This window comes from Pseudomonas sp. SDI (assembly GCF_003105155.1).
GTDB lineage: Bacteria > Pseudomonadota > Gammaproteobacteria > Pseudomonadales > Pseudomonadaceae > Aquipseudomonas.
Window position 1 is genome coordinate 74315 of sequence record NZ_QETK01000019.1, and the last position, 23106, is coordinate 97420.

The 23106-nt window shown below is 60.8% G+C and carries 18 protein-coding genes; 9 read left to right on the forward strand and 9 right to left on the reverse strand.

What is annotated here, in order from left to right; genetic code table 11:
* Positions 1–2: 2 nt before the first annotated feature.
* The 7 genes from rsmG to rpmH all read right to left on the reverse strand — a co-directional run bounded on the left by rsmG (position 3) and on the right by rpmH (position 6990).
* The gene (gene rsmG / locus DCO48_RS14320) at positions 3–653 is read right to left on the reverse strand and encodes a 16S rRNA (guanine(527)-N(7))-methyltransferase RsmG (protein ID WP_116551265.1); all 651 of its coding nucleotides are present in this window, start codon (positions 651–653) and stop codon (positions 3–5) included.
* Entirely contained in the window at positions 650–2542 is a 1893-nt protein-coding gene (mnmG, locus tag DCO48_RS14325) for a tRNA uridine-5-carboxymethylaminomethyl(34) synthesis enzyme MnmG (protein WP_116551266.1), read from the reverse strand. The genes rsmG and mnmG overlap by 4 nt, the downstream gene beginning before the upstream one ends.
* Before the next feature lie 516 nt (positions 2543–3058).
* On the reverse strand, positions 3059–4429 hold the full coding sequence (gene mnmE / locus DCO48_RS14330) for a tRNA uridine-5-carboxymethylaminomethyl(34) synthesis GTPase MnmE (protein WP_116551267.1): 1371 nt from the start codon (positions 4427–4429) through the stop codon (positions 3059–3061).
* Positions 4430–4511: 82 nt separating this feature from the next.
* Positions 4512–6194 carry a membrane protein insertase YidC gene (yidC, locus tag DCO48_RS14335; RefSeq protein WP_116551268.1) on the reverse strand — a complete coding sequence of 561 codons (1683 nt, stop codon included), beginning with the start codon at positions 6192–6194 and terminating at the stop codon, positions 4512–4514.
* A gap of 2 nt (positions 6195–6196) precedes the next feature.
* Positions 6197–6445 carry a membrane protein insertion efficiency factor YidD gene (gene yidD / locus DCO48_RS14340; protein WP_116551269.1) on the reverse strand — a complete coding sequence of 83 codons (249 nt, stop codon included), beginning with the start codon at positions 6443–6445 and terminating at the stop codon, positions 6197–6199.
* Entirely contained in the window at positions 6438–6842 is a 405-nt protein-coding gene (gene rnpA / locus DCO48_RS14345) for a ribonuclease P protein component (RefSeq protein WP_218276127.1), read from the reverse strand. The genes yidD and rnpA overlap by 8 nt, the downstream gene beginning before the upstream one ends.
* 13 nt (positions 6843–6855) lie before the next feature.
* Positions 6856–6990: a 50S ribosomal protein L34 gene (gene rpmH / locus DCO48_RS14350; protein ID WP_002551315.1), complete on the reverse strand. Its 135-nt coding sequence runs from the start codon at positions 6988–6990 to the stop codon at positions 6856–6858.
* Between the two features lie 602 nt (positions 6991–7592).
* Here rpmH and dnaA point away from each other — a divergent pair.
* From dnaA to gyrB, 4 genes are read left to right on the forward strand one after another with little or no spacing between them, the layout of a single operon-like run.
* Positions 7593–9125: a chromosomal replication initiator protein DnaA gene (gene dnaA, locus DCO48_RS14355; RefSeq protein WP_116551271.1), complete on the forward strand. Its 1533-nt coding sequence runs from the start codon at positions 7593–7595 to the stop codon at positions 9123–9125.
* Positions 9126–9164: 39 nt separating this feature from the next.
* Positions 9165–10268, forward strand: a complete 1104-nt coding sequence (gene dnaN, locus DCO48_RS14360) for a DNA polymerase III subunit beta (RefSeq protein ID WP_116551272.1) — start codon at positions 9165–9167, stop codon at positions 10266–10268.
* Between the two features lie 19 nt (positions 10269–10287).
* Positions 10288–11391, forward strand: coding sequence for a DNA replication/repair protein RecF (gene recF, locus DCO48_RS14365; RefSeq protein ID WP_116551273.1), 1104 nt, complete (start codon positions 10288–10290; stop codon positions 11389–11391).
* A 4-nt stretch (positions 11392–11395) separates the two neighbouring features.
* Positions 11396–13813 (forward strand): DNA topoisomerase (ATP-hydrolyzing) subunit B, encoded by a 2418-nt coding sequence (gyrB, locus tag DCO48_RS14370; RefSeq protein ID WP_116551274.1) that lies wholly within the window; start codon positions 11396–11398, stop codon positions 13811–13813.
* A 190-nt stretch (positions 13814–14003) separates the two neighbouring features.
* Here gyrB and DCO48_RS14375 read toward each other — a convergent pair whose 3' ends face one another.
* Positions 14004–15314, reverse strand: coding sequence for a sigma-54-dependent Fis family transcriptional regulator (locus DCO48_RS14375; protein ID WP_116551275.1), 1311 nt, complete (start codon positions 15312–15314; stop codon positions 14004–14006).
* Positions 15315–15552: 238 nt separating this feature from the next.
* Between DCO48_RS14375 and DCO48_RS14380 the strand changes: the two genes are divergently transcribed.
* From DCO48_RS14380 to DCO48_RS14390, 3 genes are read left to right on the forward strand one after another with little or no spacing between them, the layout of a single operon-like run.
* Positions 15553–16437, forward strand: coding sequence for an MBL fold metallo-hydrolase (locus DCO48_RS14380; protein WP_116551276.1), 885 nt, complete (start codon positions 15553–15555; stop codon positions 16435–16437).
* A gap of 40 nt (positions 16438–16477) precedes the next feature.
* A complete protein-coding gene (locus tag DCO48_RS14385; protein WP_116551277.1) occupies positions 16478–17758 on the forward strand; it encodes an FAD/NAD(P)-binding oxidoreductase in 1281 nt (426 codons plus the stop codon).
* Positions 17755–18573 (forward strand): sulfite exporter TauE/SafE family protein, encoded by an 819-nt coding sequence (locus tag DCO48_RS14390; protein ID WP_116551278.1) that lies wholly within the window; start codon positions 17755–17757, stop codon positions 18571–18573. Before DCO48_RS14385 ends, DCO48_RS14390 begins: the two co-directional genes overlap by 4 nt.
* 3 nt (positions 18574–18576) lie before the next feature.
* Here DCO48_RS14390 and DCO48_RS14395 read toward each other — a convergent pair whose 3' ends face one another.
* The gene (locus DCO48_RS14395; RefSeq protein ID WP_116551279.1) at positions 18577–19464 is read right to left on the reverse strand and encodes a LysR family transcriptional regulator; all 888 of its coding nucleotides are present in this window, start codon (positions 19462–19464) and stop codon (positions 18577–18579) included.
* A 138-nt stretch (positions 19465–19602) separates the two neighbouring features.
* Here DCO48_RS14395 and DCO48_RS14400 point away from each other — a divergent pair, with 138 nt between their 5' ends.
* Both DCO48_RS14400 and DCO48_RS14405 read left to right on the forward strand, forming a co-directional pair.
* Positions 19603–21252 (forward strand): GMC family oxidoreductase, encoded by a 1650-nt coding sequence (locus DCO48_RS14400; protein ID WP_116551280.1) that lies wholly within the window; start codon positions 19603–19605, stop codon positions 21250–21252.
* A 110-nt stretch (positions 21253–21362) separates the two neighbouring features.
* Positions 21363–22982, forward strand: a complete 1620-nt coding sequence (locus DCO48_RS14405) for an MFS transporter (protein WP_116551281.1) — start codon at positions 21363–21365, stop codon at positions 22980–22982.
* Positions 22983–23106 lie beyond the last annotated feature (124 nt).

Genomic DNA, 23106 nt, shown 5'->3' on the forward strand with positions numbered 1-23106 from the left:
AGTCATGCCGTGCGGCGCAGTATCAGCAGATGGCGTTGGCCTTGGCAACCCGGAACGGTCAAGGCCTGCTCGCTATCCACTTTGAAATCTGCCGGCAATGCTACCAGCTCATCGGCAGGATGCAGCCCTTTCATTGCCAGCCACTGCGTCTGGGCATCGCCCAGGTGCCGCGTCCAGTTGGTGAAGTTTTCCATACTGCTGAACGCGCGCGAGATGATCCCAGTGAACGGCTGTGCCGGCTGGAACGCTTCGACGCGCTTGTGGATAACCGTGAGGTTGGCCAGCTTCAGCTCCAGTTTGACCTGGGTCAGGAAGCGCGTTTTCTTGCCGTTGCTGTCGAGCACCGTGACCTGTTTGTCCGGATGCAGGATCGCCAGTGGAATGCCCGGCATGCCACCACCGCTGCCGACGTCGAGCCAGCGCGGACTGTCGCTGTGGATAAACGCCATGACGCTGAGGCTGTCGAGCAGGTGGCGGGAGACCATCTCGTCCGGGTCGCGGACGGCAGTCAGGTTATACGCCTTGTTCCACTTGATCAGCAGGCCCAGGTACGCCAGCAGTTGTTCCTGCTGCGCGGCACTCAAGTCGAGGCCTAATGCGCGGGCGCCTGTGGACAACTCCTCGGCATGTTTGTCGGTGACCATAGAACTCAAGCGCTTTGCTCCAACTCGCGGCCAGCGCCGCGTTTTTTCAGGTGAATCAGCAACAGGGAAATCGCCGCCGGCGTCACACCGGGAATACGCGAGGCCTGGCCAAGGGTCTCGGGGCGGGTCTGCCCGAGCTTGCCCTGGATCTCCTTGGACAACCCGGAAATACCGCTGTAGTCGATATCCTCGGGCAGGCGGGTGTCTTCGCTGGCACGCAGGCGAGCGATTTCTTCCTGTTGCCGGTCAATGTAACCGGCATATTTGGTCTTGATCTCGACCTGTTCGGCCACTTGCGCCTCGGCGCCTTCGCCGCCGGTCACTTCGATCAGGCCAGCGTAGTCGATCTCCGGCCGGGTCAGCAGGTTGAGCAGGTTGTACTCATGGCTCAGCGGTGTACCGAATTTCTCCGCGATCGCATTGCCCTGCTCGGTACCCGGGCGCACCCAGGTCGACTTCAGGCGTTGCTCTTCACGCTCGATACCCTCGCGCTTGGCAGTGAACGCCGCCCAGCGTGCGTCATCGACCAGGCCAAGCTCGCGACCTTTTTCGGTCAAGCGCAGGTCGGCGTTGTCTTCCCGCAGGATCAGCCGGTATTCGGCACGCGAGGTGAACATCCGGTATGGCTCCTGGGTACCCAGGGTAATCAGGTCGTCGACCAGCACGCCGATGTACGCCTCGTCGCGGCGCGGGCACCAGCTGTCGCGGCCCTGCGCACGCAGTGCCGCATTGGTTCCGGCCAGCAGGCCCTGGGCGCCGGCTTCTTCGTAGCCGGTGGTGCCGTTGATCTGACCCGCGAAGAACAGGCCGCCGATCACCTTGGTTTCCAGGCTGTACTTCAGGTCGCGCGGATCGAAGTAGTCGTACTCGATGGCGTAGCCCGGGCGCACGATGTGCGCGTTTTCCATACCGCGAATCGAGCGCACGATCTGCAGTTGCACGTCGAACGGCAACGAGGTGGAAATCCCGTTCGGATACAGCTCGTGGGTATTCAGCCCTTCCGGCTCGATGAAGACCTGGTGGCTTTCCTTGTCGGCGAAGCGGTGGATCTTGTCTTCGATCGATGGGCAATAACGCGGGCCAATGCCTTCGATCACGCCCGAGTACATCGGCGAGCGATCCAGGTTCGACGCAATGATTTCGTGGGTACGCGCGTTGGTGTGGGTAATCCAGCAACTGACCTGACGCGGGTGCATGGCCTTGTCGCCCATGAACGACATGACCGGGATCGGCGTATCGCCAGGCTGCTCTGACATGACCGAGAAATCCACCGAGCGCCCGTCGATACGCGGCGGCGTACCGGTTTTCAGGCGGCCGACGCGCAGCGGCAGTTCACGCAGGCGATGAGCCAGGGCAATAGCCGGTGGATCGCCGGCACGGCCGCCGGAGTAGTTCTGCAGACCGATGTGGATAAGTCCGGCAAGGAAGGTCCCGGTGGTCAGTACCACGGAATCGGCCATGAAGCGCAGACCCATCTGCGTCACCACACCGCGTACCTGGTCCTGCTCGACGATCAGGTCGTCGCACGACTGCTGGAATATCCACAGGTTCGGCTGGTTCTCGAGTATCTCACGTACCACCGCCTTGTAGATGGCACGGTCGGCCTGGGCCCGGGTAGCACGCACGGCTGGGCCTTTGCGGTTGTTCAACACGCGGAATTGAATACCGCTCTTGTCGGTGGCCAGCGCCATGGCGCCACCGAGGGCATCGATCTCTTTGACCAGATGGCTTTTACCAATGCCACCAATGGCCGGGTTGCAGCTCATGTGCCCGAGGGTTTCCACGTTGTGGGTCAGCAGCAGGGTTTTCACACCCATGCGTGCAGACGCAAGCGCAGCCTCGGTTCCGGCATGGCCGCCGCCGATGACGATCACTTCAAAACGGGAAGGGAAATCCACCACGCACCTCGTGCCTGTTCCGGGAATAAATAGGGATAACGGACAAGTATAGGGACTAACCCCCCCCTAAAGGAACCTTTTGCACAAAATTTAACCAGCCTGTGGATGAGTGGCGAGCAATAGAAATAAAGAGAGAGAAATTTATTAAAGCTTTGTTTTTATGTTTATTCTTAGTGCCGTACCTTTCTGTGGATAACGTTCTACAGGCCTTGTACTCCGCTGTGTACAGCGTTTCAAAAGTCTGTGGTCTAGTGGGTCTGGGGGTTCTGGATAAGCGGGTTTAACCTGTGGATGAAACAGCCACTTACCCACAAGGCGATTTATCTCCAGCCTTGAGGGCTAGTTATCAACGGAGCTGAGGCGGGGTTTTCCACAGGGCTTATTTTCATCCACAGTGGACAAACGCGCAGGCGAACGCACCCGAGGTCGACCAGGGGTGTGGATAAAATCGTAGAAAGAAGTGTTGCCGGAGGGGTCAGTCAGGTCCGTGCAAGACCTGACTGTGGATAACGACGCTTACTTGCCGATGCAGAAGCTGGAGAAGATGCGACCGAGCAGGTCGTCGGAGCTGAAGGCCCCGGTGATTTCGCCCAGGGCGTGCTGAGCCTGGCGCAGATCTTCGGCCAGCAGTTCCCCTGCACCGGCGAGCGTCAGTTGGGCATGACCGTGATCGAGGTGCTCGCTGGCGCTGCGCAGGGCTTCCAGGTGGCGCCGGCGCGCACTGAAGCTGCTTTCGGAGGTCTGCTCATAGCCCATGCAGGCTTTAAGGTGTTCACGTAGCAGGTCGAGCCCGGTATCGGCGTCTCTGGCGCTCAAGGTAATGGTGACGTGGCCGTCAGCGCACTGCTCCACGGCGATGGCTTCACCACTGAGATCGGCCTTGTTACGAATCAGCGTGACCTTGGCCGGGTCGGGACGCTGATCAAGGAATTCCGGCCACAGGGCAAACGGATCACTGGCCTCCGGCGCTGTCGAATCCACCACCAGCAAGACCCGATCAGCCTCGTTGATCGCTTTCAGCGCGCGCTCCACGCCAATCTTTTCCACATGATCGTCGGTATCGCGCAAGCCGGCAGTATCGACCACGTGCAACGGCATGCCATCGATGTGGATATGTTCGCGCAGGATATCCCGTGTAGTGCCGGCGATATCGGTAACGATGGCCGCTTCACGCCCGGCCAGCACATTGAGCAGGCTCGATTTACCCGCATTCGGCCGGCCAGCGATGACCACGGTCATGCCATCGCGCAACAGAGCGCCCTGCCCGGCTTCACGCTGCACTGTGGACAAGTTGCTGCGCACGTCTTCGAGCATGCTCAGCACATGGCCATCGGCAAGGAAATCGATTTCTTCCTCGGGGAAGTCGATGGCCGCCTCGACATAGATGCGCAGGCTGATCAGTTTCTCGGTGAGGTTATCCACACGGCGGGAAAATTCCCCCTGCAGCGAGCGCAAGGCATTGCGCGCCGCCTGTGCAGAACTGGCTTCGATCAGGTCGGCAATGGCTTCGGCCTGGGCCAGGTCGAGCTTGTCGTTGAGGAATGCTCGCTCACTGAACTCACCAGGCCGGGCCAACCGGCAGCCCAGTTGCAGGCAGCGCTGCAACAGCATGTCGAGTACCACCGGGCCACCGTGGCCCTGCAGTTCCAGCACGTCTTCGCCGGTGAACGAGTTCGGTCCGGGGAAATACAAGGCAATGCCTTCGTCGATGACCTGCGCGTCGTCACTGCGGAACGCGCCGTAATGGGCATGCCGCGGTGTCAGGGAGCGACCGGTGATAGCTTGGCCAGCCTTGCTCGCCAGGGGCCCGGAGATACGCACAATCCCTACCCCGCCTCGCCCCTGGGCAGTGGCGATGGCAGCGATGGTTTCACGAGGAGAATTCATGCTCGAAGGCCTCAGAACAAAAACGACAGATAGCAAAACGCCCCACGAGGGGGCGTTTTCCACAGGTTAGCTGACTAACCTATCAAGCAGCGGCTTTACTGGTGGCTGCTTCGATCTTGCGGGTGATGTACCACTGCTGTGCGATCGACAAGCAGTTGTTCACAACCCAGTACAGCACCAGACCAGCAGGGAACCACAGGAAGAAGAAGGTGAAGATGATCGGCATCAGCTTCATCACCTTGGCCTGCATCGGATCCGGCGGCGTCGGGTTCAGACGCTGCTGAATGAACATGGTCGCGCCCATGATGATCGGCAGGATGAAGAACGGATCCTTGATCGACAGGTCGGTGATCCAGAACATCCACGGCGCCTGACGCATCTCGACGCTTTCCAGCAGTACCCAGTACAGCGAGAGGAAGACCGGCATCTGCACCAGGATCGGCAAGCAGCCGCCCAGCGGGTTGATCTTCTCTTTCTTGTACAGCTCCATCATGGCCTGCGACATTTTCTGCCGATCATCGCCATGTTGCTCTTTCAGTGCTGCCAGTTTTGGCGCAACTGCACGCATACGCGCCATCGACTTGTAGCTGGCTGCGGAGAGCGGGAAGAACAGCAGCTTGATCATCATGGTCAGCACGATGATCGACCAGCCCCAGTTACCCAACAGGCTGTGGATATGTTGCAGCAGCCAGAAGATCGGCTGGGCGATGAACCAGAGGATGCCGTAGTCGACGGTCAGTTCCAGGCCTGGGGACAACTCCTTGAGCTTGGACTGAATCTTCGGACCGGCATACAGCATGGTGCTGGTTTCAGCCTGGGCGCCTGGCGCAACGTTCAGCGCAGGGCCGGTGAAGCCGATGATGTAGTTGCCCTGGCTATCCTTGCGGGTCTGAACAATGTTGTTGTCAGTCGAGCTTGGAATCCAGGCGGTCACGAAGTAGTGCTGCAGCCAGGCGACCCAGCCGCCCGTCACGTTTTCCTTCAGGTTGCCCTTGTCGATATCTTTCATCGACACTTTTTTGTATGGCTCGGAACTTGTCCACAGGGCCGCACCCAGGTAGGTCGCGGTGCCAGTCGCAGTGCTCGACGACGGATCGGAGCTGGCGTCGCGCTTCAGTTGCGCGAACAGGTTACCGCTCCAGGGCTGGGCGCTCTGGTTGTCGATCAGGTAGCTGACTTTCAGGTCGTACTCACCGCGCTTGAAGCTGAAGCGCTTGATGTAGTTGACACCGTTGTCGCTGAACTTCAGGTCGACGACCAGTTGGTCCTGACCATCGGCCATCTGGAAGCTTTTCTGATCGGCGGCATACAGCGGACGACCCGTAGAACGTGCATCCGGGCCATTCACGCCGGTCAGGCCGCTTTGTGCCAGGTAGGTACGTTCATTACCGTTGTCGAACAGCTGGAATGGAATGTCCGGATGATCCTGACGACGAGGGTATTTCGGCAACGTCAGTTGCGCGATATCACCACCACTTGGATCGATAGCCAGATCGAGGACATCGGTCTTGACCCGAATCAGGTCCTTGCTCACTGCCACCGGTGCCAGTTCGGCAGGGGCGGATTCGCCAGTAGCGCTCGGAACGTCGGCGCTGGCGCCAGTGTTGCCGGCGGCCGCGGTATCCGGCAGGGCCGGAGCGACATTGTTGGCAGCAGCATTCTGAGTCGGCAAGGCAGCCTGGCCGTAGTCCTGGTTCCACTTGAGGACCATGACATAGGACACGATTGCCAGGGCGGCGATCAGGATCGTGCGTTTAATATCCATGATTACTCGGCTATCGAAGAAGAAGTACGGGATGAAGGAGCAGGCGGGACCGGGTCATAACCGCCGGCATTCCAGGGATGGCAGCGCCCAAGCCGACGAACGGTCAGCCAACCGCCGCGTAAAAGGCCATAGGACTCGATGGCTTCATACGCATAACACGAGCAGGTTGGGTAAAAACGACAGTGGCTGGCCATCAGAGGACTAATGGCGTAACGGTAAAACTGGATCGGAACGAGTGCCAGTTTACGCATCTGTACGGTCTACCCCTGCAGAGTCGTTGTTAACCACTGGAGCGGGCCGACTGCGTGCAAGGCGCTTCCAGAGCTTGCCAAAGTGTTGGTGCAATTCTGGGTTTTCTATCTCGCCCAAACCCTTACGCGCGACGATCACGATATCCCACCCGGCCAGCAATTGCTGGTGCAGACGGAACGAATCGCGCATCAGACGTTTCAGGCGGTTTCGCTGAACGGCGAGCTTGACGCTCTTTTTACCGATCACAAGCCCCAGACGGGGATGATCCAGACCGTTCTCGCGAGCAAGGAGCAAAAGATTCTTGCCTGGGACCTTGCCGGATGGAGAGTCGAAGACCGCTTTGAAATGTCGGGGGGTCAGCAGGCGCTTTTCCCGACCGTAGTCCTGACTCACCACCTGTGCCGAAAAATCAAACTGCCAGACGCTTACGGCCTTTGGCGCGACGACGCGACAGTACGGCACGGCCGTTCTTGGTGGCCATACGGGCACGGAAACCGTGAGTGCGGGCGCGCTTGATGGTGCTTGGTTGGAAAGTACGTTTCATGGCGTGTTACCTGGTTCGTCGACAACGGGCCGGAATGGCCCCCGTTTTTAGAGACCGGCGATTCTAGAGAAAGCAAGGCCGTAGGTCAATTTCCAACCAGCTTTTCCTTGTAACGAAGAAATCCTTCCTTTGTATCCAGGTCTTTCCATGGTGACAGTTCAAGCACTGTGCAGAAGCTCAACGACGGCTTAGATATAGAAAAAAGAAAGGAAAGGTATTTAAAGCTTTTCTGTAAATCTTATAAAGCTTATGTGGAAGATTTCTGTGGATAAGGTTATACAGCCCTTTAAATTCGTACTGTACAGAGAAATTAAACTCTGTCGGGAAGCGGTGCTCTGGCTGTGCTGCGCCCGCGGATAAGCGGTGGATAAAAATGCCACTTATCAACAGGCGTTTTATCCACAGGGTTTGACCCAGGGTTGTGCAAAGACCTCAGGCGCGGTTATGCACAGGGTTTATTCACACCCCCTTGAGGGTATTTTGGCCATTAACCTGCTGATTTATCGCCACTCTGGGTGCACCTGCATGTGGATAAGTGCGCGGTCGGTCGGTACAATGGCTGCTTGTTTTTGCCTCACCGGCTTTCAACTCAGGGGATATCCGTGTCAGTGGAACTTTGGCAGCAGTGCGTGGAGCTTCTGCGCGATGAACTGCCTGCCCAGCAATTCAACACCTGGATCCGTCCGCTACAGGTCGAAGCCGAAGGCGACGAGTTGCGCGTCTATGCGCCTAACCGTTTCGTTCTCGATTGGGTCAATGAAAAGTACCTCGGCCGTTTGCTCGAGCTGCTCGGCGAACACGGCAATGGCATGGCGCCTGCGCTTTCCTTATTAATAGGAAGCCGTCGTAGCTCTGCGCCGCGTGCCGCACCCAACGCGCCATTGGCTGCCTCGGTTGCCGCTTCGCAGGCACAGGCTGCCCAGGCCGCCGTGGCAGCTGAACCGGCCAGCCCTGCCCCGGCGGCTGCGCCTGTTGCACCTGCGCCGCAGGTCGAGGATGCGCCTTCGCGTGACAGCTTCGATTCGATGGGGGAATCGGGCAACAGCGCGCCCGTCACCAACGGCAGTGGTCGTGCCGAGCAACGTACCGTGCAGGTCGAAGGTGCGCTCAAGCACACCAGCTATCTGAACCGTACGTTTACCTTCGAGAACTTCGTCGAAGGTAAATCCAACCAGCTGGCCCGCGCGGCCGCCTGGCAGGTAGCCGACAACCCCAAGCATGGTTACAACCCACTGTTCCTGTATGGCGGCGTCGGCCTGGGTAAAACCCACTTGATGCACGCTGTGGGTAACCATCTGCTGAAGAAAAACCCGAATGCCAAGGTGGTTTACCTGCACTCGGAGCGCTTCGTCGCCGACATGGTCAAGGCCTTGCAGCTCAACGCGATCAACGAATTCAAACGCTTCTACCGCTCGGTGGATGCGTTGCTGATCGACGATATCCAGTTCTTTGCCCGTAAAGAGCGCTCGCAAGAAGAGTTTTTCCACACCTTCAACGCCCTGCTCGAAGGCGGCCAGCAAGTCATCCTGACGAGTGACCGCTATCCGAAGGAAATCGAAGGCCTGGAAGAACGCCTGAAATCGCGCTTCGGCTGGGGCCTGACGGTTGCCGTCGAGCCGCCGGAACTGGAAACCCGCGTGGCAATTCTGATGAAGAAGGCCGATCAGGCCAAAGTCGACCTGCCGCACGACGCTGCATTCTTCATCGCCCAGCGTATTCGCTCTAACGTGCGTGAACTCGAAGGCGCGCTCAAACGTGTCATTGCTCACTCGCACTTCATGGGCCGCGACATCACCATCGAGCTGATTCGCGAGTCGCTCAAGGATCTTCTGGCACTGCAGGACAAACTGGTGAGTGTGGATAACATCCAGCGCACCGTGGCCGAGTACTACAAGATCAAGATTTCCGATCTGCTGTCCAAGCGCCGTTCGCGTTCGGTAGCACGGCCGCGTCAGGTTGCCATGGCACTGTCCAAGGAACTGACCAACCACAGCCTGCCGGAAATCGGCGACGTCTTTGGTGGCCGCGACCACACGACCGTGTTGCATGCGTGCCGCAAGATCAACGAACTCAAGGAATCCGACGCGGATATCCGCGAGGACTACAAGAACCTGCTGCGGACCCTGACGACTTGATGAACGTCAGCGCAGCTTTTTAAGGCAAGGGACTAGACCATGCATTTCACCATTCAACGCGAAGCCCTGTTGAAACCCCTGCAACTGGTCGCAGGCGTCGTCGAGCGCCGCCAGACCTTGCCGGTACTGTCCAACGTGCTGTTGGTTGTGCAAGGCCAGCAACTGTCGCTGACCGGTACCGACCTGGAAGTGGAACTGGTTGGCCGTGTCCAACTGGAAGAACCGGCCGAGCCGGGCGAAATCACCGTACCTGCACGCAAGCTGATGGATATCTGCAAAAGCTTGCCGAACGACGCGCTGATCGACATCAAGGTCGACGAGCAAAAGCTGGTCGTCAAGGCTGGCCGTAGCCGTTTCACCCTGTCGACCCTGCCGGCCAACGATTTCCCGACCGTTGAAGAAGGCCCGGGCTCGCTGACCTGCAACCTGGAGCAAAGCCGCCTGCGTCGTTTGATCGAACGCACCAGCTTCGCCATGGCCCAGCAGGACGTACGCTACTACCTCAACGGCATGCTGCTGGAAGTATCCACCGGCACCCTGCGTGCGGTGGCTACCGACGGTCACCGCCTGGCCATGTGCTCGATGAGCGCTGAGATCGGTCAGGCCGACCGTCACCAGGTGATCGTTCCACGCAAAGGTATCCTTGAGCTGGCGCGCCTGCTGACCGAACCGGATGGCACCGTGAGCATCGTTCTGGGTCAACACCACATTCGTGCGACCACTGGCGAGTTCACCTTTACCTCCAAGCTGGTCGACGGCAAGTTCCCCGACTACGAGCGTGTGCTGCCTAAAGGTGGCGACAAGCTGGTATTGGGCGACCGTCAGGCACTGCGTGAAGCGTTCAGCCGTACGGCAATTCTGTCGAACGAGAAGTATCGCGGCATTCGTCTGCAACTGGCCAGCGGTCAGTTGAAGATCCAGGCCAACAACCCTGAGCAGGAAGAAGCGGAAGAAGAAATCAGCGTCGACTACAACGGTAGCTCGCTGGAAATCGGCTTCAACGTTAGCTACCTGCTGGATGTGTTGGGTGTGATGACCACCGAGCAGGTTCGTCTGATTTTGTCTGACTCCAACAGCAGTGCCCTGCTGCAAGAGGCTGACAACGACGATTCCGCTTATGTTGTCATGCCGATGCGTCTGTAATTTGCCCAGCAGATTCTAGATGTCCCTCAGTCGCGTCTCTGTCACCGCGGTGCGTAACCTGCACCCGGTGACCTTCTCTCCTTCCCCCCGCATCAATATCCTGCATGGCGCCAACGGCAGCGGTAAGACCAGCGTGCTGGAAGCCATTCATCTATTGGGCCTCGCCCGCTCCTTTCGCAGCACCCGCCTGAACCCGGTTATTCAGTACGAGCAGTTGGCGTGCACGGTGTTCGGCCAGGTCGAACTCAGCGATGGCGGCACCAGCAATCTGGGGATTTCGCGGGAGCGCCAAGGCGACTTCACCATTCGCATTGATGGGCAGAATGCCCGTAGTGCGGCGCAGTTGGCGGAGATCTTGCCGCTGCAATTGATCAACCCGGATAGCTTCCGTTTGCTTGAGGGGGCACCGAAAATCCGTCGACAGTTCCTCGATTGGGGGGTGTTCCACGTGGAACCCCGCTTCATGGGAACCTGGCAGCGCCTGCAGAAAGCCCTGCGCCAGCGGAACTCATGGCTGCGGCATGGTACACTTGATGCCGTTTCGCAAGCAGCCTGGGACCGGGAATTGTGCCTGGCCAGTGCGGAAATCGACGAGTACCGCCGTAATTACATCAAAGCTTTGAAGCCTGTCTTTGAGCAAACTTTGAGCGAGTTGTTGGAGCTTGAAGGGCTGACCCTCAGTTATTACCGAGGGTGGGACAAGGATCGAGAGCTGAACGAAGTTCTCGCCTCCTCTCTTCAGCGTGACCAGCAAATGGGCCATACCCAGGCCGGTCCGCAACGCGCAGATTTGCGTCTCAGACTCGGCGCCAACAACGCTGCCGATATTCTGTCTCGCGGTCAGCAGAAGCTCGTGGTGTGCGCCTTGCGTATTGCCCAGGGCCATCTGGTTAGCCAGGCACGCCGCGGCCAATGTATTTATTTGGTGGATGACCTGCCGTCCGAATTGGACGAGCAGCACCGTCTTGCACTTTGCCGCTTGTTGGAAGACTTACGCTGCCAGGTATTTATCACCTGTGTAGATCACGAATTATTGAGGGAAGGCTGGCAGACGGATACGCCAGTTGCTCTGTTCCACGTGGAACAGGGCCGTATCACCCAGACCCACGACCATCGGGAGTGAAGGCATGAGCGAAAATCAAACGTACGACTCCTCCAGCATTAAAGTGCTGAAAGGGCTAGATGCCGTGCGCAAGCGTCCCGGTATGTACATTGGCGACACCGACGATGGCAGCGGCCTGCACCACATGGTGTTCGAGGTGGTCGATAACTCGATCGACGAGGCGCTCGCCGGCCATTGTGATGACATCACCGTTATCATCCACCCGGACGAATCCATCACCGTGCGCGACAACGGTCGTGGCATTCCGGTAGATGTGCACAAAGAAGAAGGCGTTTCCGCAGCCGAGGTCATCATGACCGTCCTGCACGCCGGCGGTAAGTTCGACGACAACTCCTACAAAGTTTCCGGCGGCCTGCACGGTGTAGGTGTGTCGGTGGTTAACGCCCTGTCCGAAGAGCTGACCCTGACTGTTCGCCGCAGCGGCAAGATCTGGGAACAGGTCTACGTGCACGGTGTTCCACAAGCACCGATGAAGATCGTTGGCGAGAGCGAAACCACGGGTACGCAGATTCACTTCAAGCCGTCGGCGGAAACCTTCAAGAACATCCACTTCAGCTGGGACATCCTGGCCAAGCGGATTCGCGAACTGTCGTTCCTCAACTCCGGTGTCGGCATCCTGCTGAAGGATGAGCGCTCCGGTAAGGACGAAAACTTCAAGTACGAAGGCGGCCTGCGTGCCTTCGTTGAATACCTGAACACCAACAAGACCCCGGTGAACCAGGTCTTCCATTTCAGCGTGCAACGCGAAGATGGTGTGGGCGTGGAAATCGCCCTGCAGTGGAACGACAGCTTCAACGAGAACCTGTTGTGCTTCACCAACAACATCCCGCAGCGCGACGGTGGTACTCACCTGGTGGGGTTCCGTTCGGCACTGACGCGTAACCTGAACAACTACATCGAGCAAGAAGGCCTGGCCAAGAAGAACAAGGTTTCGACCACCGGCGACGACGCCCGTGAAGGTCTGACTGCGATCATCTCGGTAAAAGTGCCGGATCCGAAGTTCAGCTCGCAGACCAAGGACAAGCTGGTTTCGTCCGAAGTGAAGACGGCGGTCGAGCAGGAGATGGGCAAGTACTTCTCTGACTTCCTGTTGGAAAACCCCAACGAAGCCAAGGCTGTGGTCGGCAAGATGATCGACGCTGCGCGTGCCCGTGAAGCGGCGCGTAAGGCGCGGGAAATGACCCGCCGGAAAGGTGCGCTGGATATCGCCGGCCTGCCGGGCAAGCTGGCGGACTGCCAGGAGAAAGACCCTGCCCTCTCCGAACTGTACCTGGTCGAGGGTGACTCCGCGGGTGGCTCGGCCAAGCAAGGCCGTAACCGCAAGACTCAGGCGATCCTGCCGCTGAAGGGTAAGATCCTTAACGTCGAGAAAGCACGCTTCGACAAGATGATCTCGTCCCAGGAGGTCGGCACGCTGATTACGGCACTGGGCTGCGGCATCGGTCGCGACGAGTACAACATCGACAAACTGCGCTATCACAACATCATCATCATGACCGATGCTGACGTCGACGGTTCGCACATCCGTACCCTGCTGCTGACCTTCTTCTTCCGTCAGCTGCCGGAGTTGGTCGAGCGCGGCTACATCTACATCGCTCAGCCACCGCTGTACAAGGTCAAGAAAGGTAAGCAGGAGCAATACATCAAGGACGACGAGGCCATGGAAGAATACATGACCCAGTCGGCCCTCGAAGACGCCAGCCTGCACCTGGACGAATCCGCCCCACCGGTTTCCGGCGTCGAGCTGGAGCGCCTGGTGAACGAATTCCGCACGGTGATGAAGACCCTCAAGCGTCTGTCGCGCCTGTACCCGCAAGAGCTCACCGAGCACTTCGTGTACCTGCCGGCGGTCTCTCTCGATCAGTTGGCAGACCACGCGGCCATGCAAGCCTGGTTGGCCAAGTTCGAAGAGCGTCTGCGCACGAGCGAGAAGTCCGGCCTGCTGTACAAGGCCAGCCTGCGTGAAGACCGTGAGCGTGGTGTATGGCTGCCGGAAGTGGAAATCACCTCCCACGGCCTGGCCAGCTACGTCACCTTCAACCGCGACTTCTTCGGTAGCAACGACTACCGCACCGTCACCGCACTGGGCGCTCAATTGAGCACCTTGCTGGGTGAAGGCGCCTATGTGAAACGTGGCGAGCGCAAGAAGGCCGTGGTCGAGTTCAAGGAAGCGCTCGAATGGCTGATGACCGAAAGCACCAAGCGTCACACCATCCAGCGCTATAAAGGACTGGGTGAGATGAACCCGGATCAGTTGTGGGAAACCACCATGGACCCGACCGTGCGCCGGATGCTCAAGGTGACCATCGAAGACGCGATCGCTGCCGATCAGATCTTCAACACCTTGATGGGCGATGCGGTAGAACCACGCCGCGAGTTCATTGAAAGCAACGCTCTGGCAGTGTCCAACCTGGACTTCTGATTGGCGGCCGGTTCTGAACCTGGCCAACAATGGATTGCCACCTCAAGCCCGCTAATCAGCGGGCTTTTTCATGGGCGGAAATCGTTCATGTCAGGCGACCTTCCAGCGCTGAAGATTCAGCTTCCGACGGCCAGCATCGACCAGAGCACCAGCCGCTGGTGGCTGGCCGGCTGCCACAGGTGGTGCTCGTTTAAATCCCCAACTCGCGCAACCGGCGATACAAGGTCCGCTCACTCATCCCCAGCTCTTTCGCCAGTTCGCTGCGCGAACCCTGGTAGCCATCGAGCGCCTGCGCCAGCTGACCGAGGTGGTCGCGCGGTTGGCGTCGCGGGGCAGCACTCAGCGCAGCGCCGGTCAATTCCTGCGGCAGATGTTCCGGGCGAATCACCCCGTCGTCGGTGAACAGTCGCGCCCGCTCCAGCACGTTGCGCAACTCACGGATATTGCCGGGGTAGCCATACAGGCAGAGCTGTTTCATCGCCTCGCGGTCCACCTGTGGCGCGGCTTTGCCGGCCATGCGCTGGAGCAGGCTTTCCACCAGCAATGGCAGATCGTCGACCCGCTCGCGCAGCGCCGGCAGGCGGATCGGAAAGGCACTGATGCGGTAATACAGATCTTCGCGGAAGGTCCCCTCGGCGACCATCTGCTTGAGCGGTTTGTGGGTGGCCGACACCAGGCGGAAATCCGCATGCACCGTGCGCAGGCTCCCCACCGGGCGGAAGCTGCCCGACTCGATCAGGCGCAGCAATTTCACCTGCATCGCCAGCGGCACCTCGCCGATCTCGTCGAGAAACAGTGTGCCGCCATGCGCTGCTTCGGCCAGGCCGATCTTGCGCTGCAAGGCGCCGGTGAACGCGCCCTTCTCGTAGCCGAACAATTCGCTCTCGAACAACGACTCGGTCAGCCCGGTGCAATCGACCACCACCAGTGGGCCGCTGGCGCGTGGGCTGTTCAGGTGCAGCGCACGGGCAAACAACTCCTTGCCGGTGCCCGACTCACCCTGCAGCAATACTGGAATCTGTGCCGGTGCCGCCCGTTGCAAACTGGCCAGGGCCGCTTTGAACGGCTGCGAGCGACCAACCAGACCATGCTGCTGCGGCTGTGCCGAGGCCACACTGATGCTGGTCAGGCGCTCGACGAATGCCACCACCTCGCCCTGCCCGTCGAGAATCGGCCTTAGCTCGACATCCACATGTTCCGGCCCGCGCGGAGTGTGGTGAATATGCAGCACCCGCTCCGGGCTGCGGCTGTCCCAGGCCTTGCGCATCGGGCAATGCTCGCCGGCCTGATCGCACGGCACCGCATAGTGGTGCGATACCCGGTGGCACTTGGCACCCAGCGGCGGCTGGCCCTCGACACCGAACTGGCGCAGGTAGGCGCTGTTGGCCGCGAGGATGTTGTAGTCGGTGTCGAGCACGATGGTTGGTTGCGGATCGTGTTCGAGGTAGGACACCAGCGCCTGAACGGAGGGGCTGATGGGGGGGACGAGAGACGTGGGCATGGCAACACCTGAAAAGCACGCGGGCAGCTTAACCGAAGCGAGCCGCGACTGCCAAAAACTGCCAGCGACTGTCAGATCCCTGCCAGTCACCGCGGCAGTCGCTCTGCCAAACTTGAGCCAGACTCAATGAAACCGGGATCACTGTGCCGCGCCAGCGCTGGCACATATCTTGATGAGTGCATGCCGACTGTCGGCCTGGCGTGTGAGCCGGCATCAACCGATTTGTCTGGAGAGCGGAATGATCATTGGCGGCAACCTGTATGTAGAAGCACTGTTCGACAACGCGACCTCGACCATCAGCTACCTGGTGATGGATCCGGGCAGCCGCTGCTGCGCCATCATCGACAGTGTGCTCGACTACGACCCCAAGTCCGGCCGCACCGATACCCACAGCGCCGATAGCTTGATCGCCCGGGTCCAGCAGTTGCAAGCCACGGTGCAGTGGATTCTGGAAACCCACGTGCACGCCGATCATCTGTCGGCGGCCGACTACCTCAAGCGCCAGCTCGGCGGTCAGGTGGCCATCGGCAGCCAGATCACCAAGGTGCAGAAGGTCTTCGGGGCGTTTTTCAACGCCGAGCCCGGCTTTGCCCGCGATGGCAGCCAGTTCGACGTGCTGTTCGAAGATAACCAGGTGTTCGCCATCGGCAACCTCACCGCCCGCGCGCTGCATACCCCAGGGCATACCCCGGCGTGCATGACCTACCTGGTCGAGTCTGACGCCGAGAGCGCGGCCTTTGTCGGCGACACGCTGTTCATGCCCGACTATGGCACCGCGCGCTGCGATTTCCCCGGCGCCGACGCGCGCACCTTGTTCCGCTCGATCCAGCGCATCCTCGCCCTGCCCGATGCCACCCGGTTGTTCATGTGTCACGACTACCTGCCCGGCGGGCGCGAACTGCGTTACATGACCAGCGTGGCCGAACAGCGTAGCGGCAACATCCATGTGCGCGAAGGCACCAGCGAAGACGGCTTCGTGGCCATGCGCGAAGCCCGCGACGCCACCCTGGAGATGCCGGTGCTGATCCTGCCGTCGGTGCAAGTGAACATGCGCAGCGGCCAGTTGCCCGAGCCCGAGGCCAACGGCGTGCGCTACCTGAAGATCCCGCTCAACGCGCTTTGATTGTGCTGCACAGAATTATTATTAGAAGGAAACACTGCCCATGCCTGCTGCTTCATCCCCTGCCCGGTCGCTTGCGGCCGATCATCACAAGGTGCTGATCGTCGGCGCCGGCGCTGCGGGGATCGCCACCGCCTCCAGCCTGCGGGCCCGTGATCCGTCGTTGGATATTGCGTTGATCGACCCGGCCGATGTGCATTATTACCAGCCCGGCTGGACCATGGTCGGCGCCGGCGTGTTCCAACCGCAGAGCACCGCGCGGACCATGGCCTCGACCCTGCCGGCCGGGGTACGCTGGATCAAGGCTGCTGTGGTCAGCTTCGAACCGCAGGCGCAGACCGTTAGCCTCGAAGACGGCCGCGTGATCAGTTATGAACAGCTGGTGGTGTGCCCCGGCCTCAAGCTGGATTGGGCGGCCATCGACGGTTTGCCGCAAACCCTGGGTCGCAACGGCGTCACCTCCAACTATCGCTACGACCTGGCGCCTTACACCTGGCAACTGGTGCAAGGGCTCAAGCAGGGTCGTGCGGTGTTCACCCAGCCGCCGATGCCGATCAAATGCGCCGGTGCGCCGCAAAAGGCCCTGTACCTGTCCTGCGACCATTGGCTGCGCAACGGCCGGCTCGGCCCGATCCAGGCGCAGTTCTTCAATGCCGGTGCGGTGCTGTTCGGTGTCGCCGAGTATGTGCCGGCGCTGATGGAATACATCGACCGCTACGCCGTCGACCTCAACTATGCCCATCGCCTGGTGGCGGTGGACGGCCCCGGCAAGCGTGCGACCTTCCTGCGCAGCCTGCCCGATGGCAGCACGGAAACCCACGTGCAGCCGTTCGACATGCTCCACGTGGTGCCGCCGCAAGTGGCCCCGGATTTCATCCGTGACAGCCCGTTGGCCGATGCGGCGGGTTGGGTCGATGTCGACCCGAGCACTTTGCGCCATCGGCAGTTCGGCAATATCCACAGCCTCGGCGATGTGACCAATACCAGTAACGCCAAGACCGCTGCCGCCGCGCGCAAGCAAGCGCCGGTGGTCGCCAACAACGTGCTGGTTGCCCTCGGTCGGCGGGCACGGATGGCCGAGTACGATGGCTACGGTTCCTGCCCGCTCACCGTGGCCCGTGGCAAGATCGTGCTCGCCGAGTTCACCTATGGCGGCAAGGTCGCGCCAAGCTTCCCGCGCTGGCTGCTCGATGGCCGCCGGCCGACCCGCCTGGCCTGGTGGCTGAAAGCCCGCGTGCTGCCGCCGCTGTACTGGCGTTGCATGCTCAAGGGCCGTGAATGGCTGGCCAAGCCGCTGGCGGCGTCACGTGAGGTACGCCCGTGAGCGAACACGAATGGCTGGGCGCCGGGCTCGGCGCACTGATTGGGGCGATTCTGGCGCTGACCGGCGCGGGCGGCGGGATTCTTGCGGTGCCGCTGTTGGTGTTCGGTTTGGGCCTGACGATGGTCGAGGCCGGGCCGGTCGGTTTGCTCGCCGTTGGCCTGGCGGCGGGTGTCGGTGCGGTGCTGGGCTTGCGCCAGGGGTTGGTGCGTTATCGTGCGGCGCTGTTCGTCGCGGCCATTGGCATTGCGGCGGCGCCGCTGGGGCTGGCGCTGGCCCATCAGTTGCCCAATACCCCGCTGGCGTTGGGCTTTGCCGGTTTGCTGGTGTATGCCTGTGGGCGTATCTGGCGCAAGGCGAGCCGGGAGCTGAAAGGCATCGCGCCTTGTGCCGGGCGCAACATCCAGCCGTGTGTGCTCAACCCGTTGCAGGGTCGCTTGCGCTGGACCCTGCCCTGCGCCCGCGCCCTGGCTTTCACCGGATTGCTCAGCGGCCTGCTCTCCGGGTTGCTCGGGGTGGGCGGTGGTTTCGTGATCATTCCGGCGCTGGGCCGTTACACCAACCTTGAGATGAAAAGCATCGTCGCCACCTCGCTGGCGGTGATCGCTTTGGTTTCCACTGGCAGTGTGGTGACGGCCAGCCTCAGTGGGGTGATGCACTGGGCGGTGGGCGTGCCGTTCGCCCTTGGCGCGGTGCTCGGTCTGGTGGTCGCCCGCCAGTTCGCCCAGCACCTGGCCGGGCCGCGCTTGCAGCAGGCGTTTGCCGTGGTCGGCGTGGGGGCCGCGTTATTGCTGGCGTTCAACACCCTCAGCCACTGAGCCTCACTCGGCGAGCAGCGCACCCTGCTCGTCGGCGCACAGCGCCAGCAGGTAGTCCCAGACCACCCGCAGGCGCACCGACTTGTGCAGCTCGCGGCGGGTGCTGATCCAGTAACTGCGCTGGATGGTTTCACTGGGCAGGATGCGCACCAGCCCCGGGTCGTGGCGGGCCATGTAGTTGGGCAGCACCGCAATACCGAGCCCGGCGCGCGCGGCATGCTGCTGGGCAATCACGCTGGTGCTACGGAACACCACGTTCGGTGCTCGACAGAAACTGTTGAGAAACAGCAGTTCCTGGCTGAACAGCAAGTCGTCGACGTAACCGATCCAGCTGTGCCGGGCCAGATCCTCGCGGCTGTGCAAGGCCGGCGCCTGGGCCAGGTACGCCGGGCTGGCGTACAGCGCCAGCCGATAGTCGGTGAGTTTTCGAGTGATCAACAGGTCGGCGTTCGGCCGCTCCAGGTGGATGCTGATCTCGGCTTCGCGGTTGATGATGCTGACAAACCGCGGCACCGCCACCAGTTCCACTTCCAGCCCCGGATAGCGCTCGAACAGGCTGCCCATGCGCGGGGTAAAGAACATGATACCGATGCCTTCGGTTACCCCCAGGCGAATCTTGCCCAGCGGGGTAATCGCCTGGGTGATTTCTTCCTGGGCCAGCAAGGCGACGTTTTCCATGGCCTCGGCATGCTTGAGCAGGGCCTGGCCGGACGGCGTCAGCTCATAGCCCTGGGCATGCTGGACGAACAGTGCCGTGCCCAGGCTCTGCTCGATGCTCTCGATATGCCGGGCCACGGTACTGTGGGTGGTGTTGAGGCGTTTGGCCGCCGACAACAGGCGGCCGCTACGCTGCAACTCGAGAAAAAACCGTAGATCATTCCAGTCGAACATGCTTTTCCTTGTGAATCAGAGGTTCACCTGCGTTGTGTTAAAACGCACAGCACTTGCGTGAAATCTAACGTTTTCATCGCGAAAATAATCAATAACACTGAGGGCCACAAGAATAATAAGTCTGGCGCGAGGTCCCTCATGGCATCAGCCGATCATTCCTACGACTACGTCATCGTTGGCGCCGGCCCTGCTGGCTGTCTGCTCGCCAACCGACTTTCCGTCGATCCGGGCTGTCGGGTGTTGCTGCTCGAAGCTGGCGGTCGCGACAACTATCCGTGGATTCACATTCCCGTCGGCTACCTCTACTGCATCGGTAACCCGCGTACCGACTGGTGCTTCAAGACCGAAGCGCAACCGGGCCTGAACGGCCGCAGCCTCGGCTACCCACGCGGCAAGGTGCTCGGTGGCTGTTCCTCGATCAACGGCATGATCTACATGCGCGGCCAGGCCAGCGACTACGATCGCTGGGCTGCCGAAGGCAATCCCGGCTGGGCCTGGAACGACGTGCTGCCGCTGTTCAAGGCCAGCGAACTGCACCATGCCGGCAACAGCGAGCTGCACGGTGCCGAGGGCGAATGGCGGGTTGAACAGCAGCGCTATTCCTGGGCCATTCTCGACGCCTTCCGTGAAGCTGCCGCACAACGCGGTATCGACACGGTGGACGACTTCAACGGTGGCAACAACGAAGGCTGTGGATACTTTCAGGTCAATCAGCGCTCCGGCGTGCGCTGGAATGCCTCCAAGGCGTTTCTGCGTCCTGCCCTGAAACGGCCGAACCTTACGGTGTTGACCGAAGTCGAGGTCGACCGGGTGGTGCTCGACGAAGGCCGCGCCAAGGCGCTGCTGGCGCGCTGGCAGGGCGTCGAGCAGCAGTTCGCCGCACGCCGCGAAATTATTCTGTGTGCGGGCGCCATCGGCTCGCCGAGCATCCTCCAGCGCTCCGGGATCGGCCCGCGGCCGTTGCTGGAACGGCTGGGCATCGGCGTGAAACACGAGCTGCCGGGTGTCGGTGGCAACCTGCAGGACCACCTGCAACTGCGGCTGATCTACCAGGTGAGCAACGTTCGTACGCTCAATCAGGTCGCCAACAGCATGGTCGGCAAACTCGGCATGGGCCTGCGTTACCTGTACGACCGCAGCGGGCCGTTGGCCATGGCGCCGAGCCAGCTGGGTGCGTTTGTCCGTTCCGCTCCGGAACAGGCCACGCCGAACCTCCAGTACCATGTCCAACCGCTCTCGCTCGATCGCTTCGGCGAGCCGCTGCATCGTTTCCCGGCGTTCACGGCCTCGGTGTGCAACCTACGCCCGGCCAGCCGCGGGCGGGTGGATATTCGCTCGGCCAAGCCGACCGATGCACCGCTGATCGACCCCAATTACCTCAGCGACGCAGCCGACTTGCAGGTTGCAGCCCAGGCTATCCGCCTGACCCGGCAGATCGTTCAGTCCCCTGCCCTGGCGCCGTTCGCTCCGCGCGAATACCTGCCGGGTGCTGCCCTGCACACCGAAGCAGATCTGCAGCGCGCCGCTGGCGAGATCGGCACCACCATCTTCCACCCGGTTGGTACCTGCCGTATGGGCAACGGAGCGCTGGACGTGGTCGACGCCCAACTGCGCGTGCATGGTGTAGTGGGGTTGCGGGTGGCGGATGCCTCGATCATGCCGCACATCGTTTCCGGCAATACCTGTTCACCCACGGTGATGATCGCCGAGAAGGCCGCGCAGTTGATCCTGCAAGGGCCGGCGGCGGCCAGCAACGGTAATGGCAAAGCAGCGATAGCGACGCCCTGAGCCTGGCCGGGGTGGCGTGGCAACAGTGACAGTGGCAGCAGTCGGCCGCTGTCGACAGTGGAACAACAACAATAATCACTGTGCCCGCACGGGCCGAGAGGACAGCAACGATGGCAGAGACTCTTCAACAGCAGGGCGCTGCCCCGGTGGTCAACAGCCGCCGGGAAGAACGCAAGATCATTTTCGCGTCATCCCTCGGGACGGTTTTCGAGTGGTATGACTTTTTTCTCTATGGGGCGCTGGCGGCTGTTATCAGCAAGCAGTTCTTCGCCGGGGTCAACGACACCACGGCGTTCATTTTCGCGCTGATGGCGTTTGCCGCCGGATTCCTGGTGCGGCCGTTCGGGGCCTTGGTGTTCGGCCGGCTCGGCGACATGATTGGGCGCAAATACACCTTCCTGGTCACCATCGTGCTGATGGGCCTGTCGACGTTTGCCGTCGGCTTGCTGCCCACCTACGCCAGCATCGGCATCGCTGCACCAATCATCCTGGTGGTGTTGCGCATGCTCCAGGGGCTGGCGCTGGGCGGTGAATACGGTGGCGCTGCCACCTACGTGGCCGAGCACGCCCCGCCGGGCAAGCGGGGCTTCCACACCGGCTTCATCCAGTCCACCGCCACCCTCGGCTTGTTGCTGTCGCTGCTGGTGGTACTGGGCAGCCGCTACATCAGTGGCGACCAGTTCGAAGTCTGGGGCTGGCGCCTGCCGTTCCTGTTGTCGATCGTGCTGCTGGCGATTTCCACCTGGATTCGCATGAGCATGCACGAGTCGCCGGCCTTCGTGAAAATGAAGGCCCAGGGCAAGGCGAGCAAGGCGCCGATCCGCGAGTCGTTCGGTTCCTGGGCGAACCTCAAGGTGGTGCTGACGGCGTTGTTCAGTATCAACGCCGGGCAGGCGGTGACGTTCTACACCGCGCAGTTCTATGTCCTGTTCTTCATGACCCAGATGCTCAAGATGGACCCGGCCCAGGCCAACACCCTGCTGATCATCAGTGTGGTGATCGGTGCGCCGTTCTTCGTGTTCTTCGGCTGGCTGTCGGACCGGGTTGGGCGCAAGCCGATCCTGATGCTCGGCCTGTTGCTGGCCACCGTGCTGTACTTCCCGCTGTTCAAGGCGCTGAGCCATTACGCCAACCCGCAGATCGATGCCGCCAGCCGCCAGGCACCAATCGTGGTGATTGCCGATCCGCAGGGGTGCACCTTCCAGTTCGACCCGGTCGGCAAGGCGCGTTTCGACAGCCCGTGTGACAAGGTCAAAACCTTCCTGGTGAAACAGGGCCTGCCGTACAGCTCGGCCAGTGCTACTGGCGGTGAAGTGGTGGTGAGCATTGGCGAGCAGCGGATCAATGGCTTCGACGAAGCGGCCATGCGGGCGGCCATCGAGCAAGCCGGCTACCCGGCCAAGGCCGACCCTTCCAGCGTCAACCAGCCGATGGTGGTGTTGCTGATCGTGGCGATGATCCTGATTGCGACCATGACCTACGGCCCGCTGGCGGCGGTGATGGTCGAACTGTTCCCGACGCGCATCCGCTACACCTCGATGTCGCTGCCGTATCACATTGGTAATGGCTGGTTCGGTGGCTTCCTGCCCACCGTATCGTTCGCGCTGGTGGTGTACACCGGGGATATCTTCTACGGCCTCTGGTACCCGGTGCTGATTACCGGGGTGAGCCTGGTGGTGGGGCTGTTCTGTTTGAAAGAGACGCGGGATGTGGATATCGACAAGGTTTGAAGGTCTATCGCGGGACGAGGCTTCTCAAAGCACAAAAAAACCGGCGTAAAAGCCGGTTTTTTTATTCCGCGAAAAAACTTATGCACGATTTGCCGTTGCCAGTCATACACAGAAATAAGTAGCT

Excerpts from the sequence above, each read along its gene's own strand:
- mnmE (WP_116551267.1), bottom strand. The coding sequence starts at position 4,429 with ATGAATTCTCCTCGTGAAACCATCGCTGCCATCGCCACTGCCCAGGGG.
- DCO48_RS14400 (WP_116551280.1), top strand. The coding sequence starts at position 19,603 with ATGGCATCAGCCGATCATTCCTACGACTACGTCATCGTTGGCGCCGGC.
- yidC (WP_116551268.1), bottom strand. The coding sequence starts at position 6,194 with ATGGATATTAAACGCACGATCCTGATCGCCGCCCTGGCAATCGTGTCC.
- DCO48_RS14405 (WP_116551281.1), top strand. The coding sequence starts at position 21,363 with ATGGCAGAGACTCTTCAACAGCAGGGCGCTGCCCCGGTGGTCAACAGC.
- recF (WP_116551273.1), top strand. The coding sequence starts at position 10,288 with ATGTCCCTCAGTCGCGTCTCTGTCACCGCGGTGCGTAACCTGCACCCG.
- gyrB (WP_116551274.1), top strand. The coding sequence starts at position 11,396 with ATGAGCGAAAATCAAACGTACGACTCCTCCAGCATTAAAGTGCTGAAA.
- DCO48_RS14380 (WP_116551276.1), top strand. The coding sequence starts at position 15,553 with ATGATCATTGGCGGCAACCTGTATGTAGAAGCACTGTTCGACAACGCG.
- DCO48_RS14375 (WP_116551275.1), bottom strand. The coding sequence starts at position 15,314 with ATGCCCACGTCTCTCGTCCCCCCCATCAGCCCCTCCGTTCAGGCGCTG.
- yidD (WP_116551269.1), bottom strand. The coding sequence starts at position 6,445 with ATGCGTAAACTGGCACTCGTTCCGATCCAGTTTTACCGTTACGCCATT.
- rpmH (WP_002551315.1), bottom strand. The coding sequence starts at position 6,990 with ATGAAACGTACTTTCCAACCAAGCACCATCAAGCGCGCCCGCACTCAC.
- dnaN (WP_116551272.1), top strand. The coding sequence starts at position 9,165 with ATGCATTTCACCATTCAACGCGAAGCCCTGTTGAAACCCCTGCAACTG.
- DCO48_RS14395 (WP_116551279.1), bottom strand. The coding sequence starts at position 19,464 with ATGTTCGACTGGAATGATCTACGGTTTTTTCTCGAGTTGCAGCGTAGC.
- DCO48_RS14385 (WP_116551277.1), top strand. The coding sequence starts at position 16,478 with ATGCCTGCTGCTTCATCCCCTGCCCGGTCGCTTGCGGCCGATCATCAC.